Here is a 5,040-nt window from a genome sequence, read left to right as displayed (position 1 = left end):
CAGACTTCCCAAGATCCGCTTGCATTACACCATCAGTTGGAAGCGATGCTTTCCCGACCCGTGACGTCTGCTTCCGCTGCGCAACCAGTGGAGGCTGTGTAACAGCCTCCACTGGGTAACAAAATTACGTGAGTGAACCATTATCCTTCGGTAACATTTTTATATGGGTTGACACGGCCCCCAAGCTGGCAACGCAACAGAAAAAAGCCTTGAGTTTCAAGGCTTTCATTGATTTTCATTATATTCCAGCTCATTCCACATCATAAAACCGCCTGCGCCGTGAATAACATTCCCGGCCGACAAATATTCCAGCACCCGTCTTCGCAGCGTCGTGTCTCGCGGCAGTCCGGACAAATCGGTCGTTTTCAAGCCGAAAACACGTTCGAAGAGCTGATGGTCGTCGGACAATACCGGAACGAGACGGTAGTCGCGCTGGAACTTGACGATATTCGAGGTCTCCGGCAAAATCCGCCCAAGCTGCGGACTGAGCAGCCATGAATGACATACGAAGGCTTTGATGTCCCGACCGGACATATATTCCCGGACGAACGCTGCCGCTTGCCGGTACGAATCCCGGCACAGCCCGTGCGTCATCGGGCCGCCTGCGGGAATATGAACGTCCAATACCCAATCGCCTTCTTCCAGCACCAGCTCCCACTGCAGCAAGTCGAGCTCCACCCGTCTTCGGTCGGCATAGCCTTGCGGCCATATCTGATTCCCGCTGGCCGTACGGCCGTCGTTCGTATAGACCGCTTCCCACCTGCCGTCCGGATCGGTCACGCCGTTCGTTCCGTCGATCTGGCCGTCCGCGCGGAAGGCAACGCCCGTGTCTGACAGCACGACAAGCGCGCCGTTGTCGCGATTACGGAACACTTTGATTTTCAAGTAACACGTCCGCGGCATAAACTGCAGCCTGCCGAGTCTGAATATGCCGCAACGGAAGTGCCGCGCAAGCCACCCGAGCTCGCTTAATCCCCAAACCCCGTACTTCTCGCGATGATGGCGGATCCAAATGTCGAAATCCTCCAGCGTATCGCGCAGAATGGATAGAGGAATACCTTTCTCCCGATGCAGGCCTATCGCCGAGGGCAGCGCCGACGCGTAAATAACGGCGGCAAACATGCCCGCTTCCGGCCCCATCGCCAGAAGCTCCGCGTTCAGCTTTTGCACCTGATCTCCGGAATGAACGAGTATACGATGATAGATCCGCGCCTTACGCTGCAGCTCCGGGTCGCCGTTAATCCGCTCCGTTTCCTTGCGGAACGCCTCGACAATCGGTTCGGACAGCCGAAAATATTCGTTCGCCGCGTCGATATAGGCATCATCCAAAAAATCGATATCACCGTTCATCGTTCCCACTCCCCCCGCTCCCCCAACTATTGGCGGTCACCCGTTCCCAATCCAGTATATACCTGAACCAGAAAGGTTGGAAAGCCGTTTATCGGCGCGCTGCCCGGCGGCTTCGACGCGGTGCCCGACGGATCGCCGCGAATCGCTCAAACTCAAACGCTAACGCTAACGCTCCGAATTTGCCTCCTAACTGCCCCACGATTGGGCGAGCAGTGTAGCGTTGTCGAACCTTAAACCAAGAAAAAACTTGAACAAAAACAAAAAAACCTTGAAACTCAAGGTTTTAGGTTCATTAGCTTTATGGAGCGGGTGATGGGAATCGAACCCACGCTACCAGCTTGGAAGGCTGGAGTTCTACCATTGAACTACACCCGCATACGGTTGAGGAATGGTCGGGACGACACGATTTGAACATGCGACCCCCTGGTCCCAAACCAGGTGCTCTACCAAGCTGAGCTACGTCCCGGTTTATTATGATCCGCGATACATCATAATATCTTGCAACAAAATAAAAAAATGGCGTGCCCAGAGAGATTCGAACTCCCGACCTTTTGATTCGTAGTCAAACGCTCTATCCGGCTGAGCTATGGGCACATAATAATGGAGCGGAAGACGGGAATCGAACCCGCGACCCTCGCCTTGGCAAGGCGATGCTCTACCGCTGAGCCACTTCCGCTCGTTGCTTGCCGCATTTCGTATCAGTAGCGGCGACAAGTAATAATATATCATGTCCAACCCAGAAATGCAACTGTTTTTTAAAAAATTTTTTTCGCGAATTAATCGTATTTTTCGTGGCCGCCCGCTGCCCTGATAATGAAGCGGATCGGGCGGCATCGCTTGCTTTTTAGTGCCGGGAAAACCCGATACCCCTTTTACGCCTGCTGTCCTGCCAATATCTTCTCTTTCATCAGACTGCGCTGCCGGCTTGTCAATCTGGGGCATGTATAGCAATACCCGCTGCCGCCAACTTTGAAAGCCAGACAACATGCCGCTTTCATCGCAATTTGCCCGCCAGGCTCGTACGGATTGTCAATCATCCGGATCGAGATATGGAGCGGATTCGTACGAAGGCCAAAATGCGCCGGGGACATGCCGGCGGTTATATATTCCGATAAGCGGCGGAGAGCCGCCGCATCGGATGCGTTCAGCTCTTTCTCCGCATACTGAACAAAATATTGGAGTCCGGTTGCCTGCAGCCTCCACAGCTGTATCTCCGGGACCGACACGGCCTGCGACAGCGATCGAAAAAGAGGCGCTAGCGTACGGCCGAAGAAGCCGTCCAACTGCTCCTGCATCCACCGCTCCCGGCCGACTTTGGGGGAGCCGATAACGGTGCTATCGTGCGCATAGAAAGCGAATCGTGTATATCCGCCCTGCTCGTAACTGAGAACGCTCCAGTTCGACAACGACCAGTCCAGCGTCGCCCCACACGCTACCGTCGTCATCGCGGCTCCGGCAAATCCTCGCAGCCACGAAACGAAATAAGTCGCGGCCGGTGTGCGATCGGATGCTTGCAGCTTATTGCCGTACCAGTTCGCAAAACGGTCGGCTTCCTCCGGACTCAGCAACCGGTCGAGCTGCGTTTCGTATCCGGCTTCGTAATTCGGCCTGTCGGCGTAGACATAACAGTGCGTCTCCAGCAAGGAGAATGGCACTTTCATCGTCATCAAACTCCCGCAGCCGTTAAAGACCGTTCTTCGAACGCATCCTCGATTTCGGGCGGAGCCGACTTCGAAGAATCCTCGTCACCGACGAGCGCATATGGCAGGCACAGCGGTACTCCCGTACGTGGATCTGTTACGATATCCGCTTCGATGCCGAATACGGCGCGCAATATGTCCGGCTTCATCACTTCGGAAGGCGAGCCTTCGCCGATCACCGCTCCATTCTTGATGGCGATCATATGATGCGCATATCGCGAAGCATGGTTCAAATCGTGGACAACCATAATAATGGTGCGCCCGTTCTGCTCGTTTAACCGCTGCAGCAGTTGCAGCACCTCGAGCTGATGGGCCATATCAAGAAAGGTCGTCGGTTCATCCAGAAACAGAATATCGGTATCCTGCGCCAACGCCATCGCGATCCAGGCCCGTTGACGCTGACCGCCGGACAATTGATCGACAGGACGACCCGCAAAAGGCTGCATCCCCGTAGCGTTAATCGCCCACTCGATACTGCGACGATCTTCTGCGCTGAGCGACCCGAACCCTTTCTGATAAGGAAAACGTCCGTAGGAAACGAGTTCGGCAACCGTCAGCCCATCGGGCGCCGTCGGATTTTGCGGCAGTATGGCCAGTTGTCGGGCTACTTCCCGCGTCGACAACTGATGGATCGACTTGCCGTCCAGCAGCACTTTGCCTCCGCTCGGCTTCATCAGACGGGCCATCGTCTTCAAAATCGTCGATTTGCCCGAACCGTTCGAACCGACAAGCGCCGTTATTTTTCCTTGAGGAATGGCGACGTTCAAATTGTGAACAATAAGACGGTCGTCGTATCGAATGTCCAACTGGGAAGTAACTAGGCGAAACATCACTGCACCGCTCCTTATTTGACCAGCTTTGGCCTTTTGATGAATATGTATAAGAAAAATCGCAGAAATATTAATGAGAATGATTTTCACCACATTTTTAATGATAATCTTTCTCACCCGAAAAAGCAATCCCTTACTTCTTTGAACGCGAAGAAAATTACATGGTGATACCTATCGGTCGATAAACGCCTTCACAAGCAGAAACGACTCTGTCGTTTCTGTAAGAGGACAGTACAAACCAAGGACTCAGGACGGCGGCCAGAGCCTTATTCGTTAGCTCCATCCCCGCCAGGCGGTAGTCCAAAGTCCTCGCCACGCGGTCCATTGCGCACCTGCATGGCCTTTTTGTTCGAACCATTCCACCGGGCGCCCAATTGCGAATCGCAGTGCTTTATTCACTCGCTCCGTTCCCGCAGAGCGGTAGCCCGAAGCCTATCCCATGCGGCCCATTCCGCGCCTGTATGGCCTTATTTGTTCTCGCCATTCCCGCCGGGCGCCCTATTGTGAATCGCAGTGCTCTCACTCACTCGCTCCGTTCCCGCAGAGCGGTAGCCCGAAGCCTATCCCACGCGGCCCATTCCGCGCCTGTATGCCTTATTTGTTCTCGCCATTCCCGCCGGGCGCCCTATTGCGAAGCTCCCAGGCTGTGAACTGCCGCCGGTCTCAAATTTACTTTACTCCGGCTTCGCGGCGGCTGGCATCCGGAAGATGGACCCCAATAAAAGAACAATGCTGCAAAAATGCAGTTTTTTCGGGCGTAAAATAACCAAAACACAAAAATTACTGCGATAACTCTACGGCCCCCTAATTGAACTGGAGTCTTGCCCCACAATATATTACTGTATTTGTATAAGGGGATGGACAATATGAGACGATCGAACAAGCTGTACGAAGAAGTACGACTGGATGTAGTTCGAGAAGCATTATCCGGTATCAAGGTGGGGGTCCTTGCCCGAAAGTATAACCTGCATCCGGAGACAGTTCGTACTTGGATCCGGACATATCGGGATCAAGTGGATATGCATCAGCTCCCTCCAGCTGACCATCAACTGCAAGAGCTGAAGAGGCTGCAGGAAGTGGAAGAAAAGTACGAAAAAGCAATGAAGGTGCTTGGCGAAAAAGAACTCGAAATCGAGATCCTGCGTGAACTGCTAAAAAAG

General features: G+C 53.7%; 4 protein-coding genes and 4 tRNA genes. 1 reads left to right on the top strand and 7 read right to left on the bottom strand.

Annotation, left to right across the window (positions count from 1 at the left end):
• Nucleotides 1-225 precede the first annotated feature (225 nt).
• The 7 genes from ABEV74_RS21915 to ABEV74_RS21885 form a co-directional block, all read right to left on the bottom strand.
• Complete coding sequence (locus ABEV74_RS21915) at nt 226-1,350, bottom strand: acyltransferase domain-containing protein (RefSeq protein ID WP_430149593.1); 1,125 nt, start codon at nt 1,348-1,350, stop codon at nt 226-228.
• 301 nt (nt 1,351-1,651) lie between these two features.
• Nucleotides 1,652-1,725 (bottom strand) — tRNA-Gly (locus ABEV74_RS21910).
• A gap of 14 nt (nt 1,726-1,739) precedes the next feature.
• Nucleotides 1,740-1,816 (bottom strand) — tRNA-Pro (locus ABEV74_RS21905).
• Between the two features lie 51 nt (nt 1,817-1,867).
• Nucleotides 1,868-1,944 (bottom strand) — tRNA-Arg (locus tag ABEV74_RS21900).
• A 7-nt stretch (nt 1,945-1,951) separates the two neighbouring features.
• Nucleotides 1,952-2,026, bottom strand: a tRNA-Gly gene (locus tag ABEV74_RS21895).
• 196 nt (nt 2,027-2,222) lie between these two features.
• The gene (locus ABEV74_RS21890; RefSeq protein WP_430149591.1) at nt 2,223-3,011 is read right to left on the bottom strand and encodes a hypothetical protein; all 789 of its coding nucleotides are present in this window, start codon (nt 3,009-3,011) and stop codon (nt 2,223-2,225) included.
• Nucleotides 3,012-3,016: 5 nt separating this feature from the next.
• Nucleotides 3,017-3,880 carry an ABC transporter ATP-binding protein gene (locus ABEV74_RS21885; RefSeq protein WP_430149588.1) on the bottom strand — a complete coding sequence of 288 codons (864 nt, stop codon included), beginning with the start codon at nt 3,878-3,880 and terminating at the stop codon, nt 3,017-3,019.
• An 866-nt stretch (nt 3,881-4,746) separates the two neighbouring features.
• Between ABEV74_RS21885 and ABEV74_RS21880 the strand changes: the two genes are divergently transcribed.
• The coding region (locus ABEV74_RS21880; RefSeq protein WP_430149585.1) for a helix-turn-helix domain-containing protein at nt 4,747-5,040 on the top strand (294 nt) is incomplete at its 3' end.

The organism is Paenibacillus cisolokensis (genome assembly GCF_050481165.1).
Taxonomy (GTDB): domain Bacteria; phylum Bacillota; class Bacilli; order Paenibacillales; family Paenibacillaceae; genus Paenibacillus_AH; species Paenibacillus_AH cisolokensis.
The sequence above is the reverse complement of the archived record's forward strand: the minus strand, read 5'-3'. Positions and strand labels throughout refer to the sequence as shown.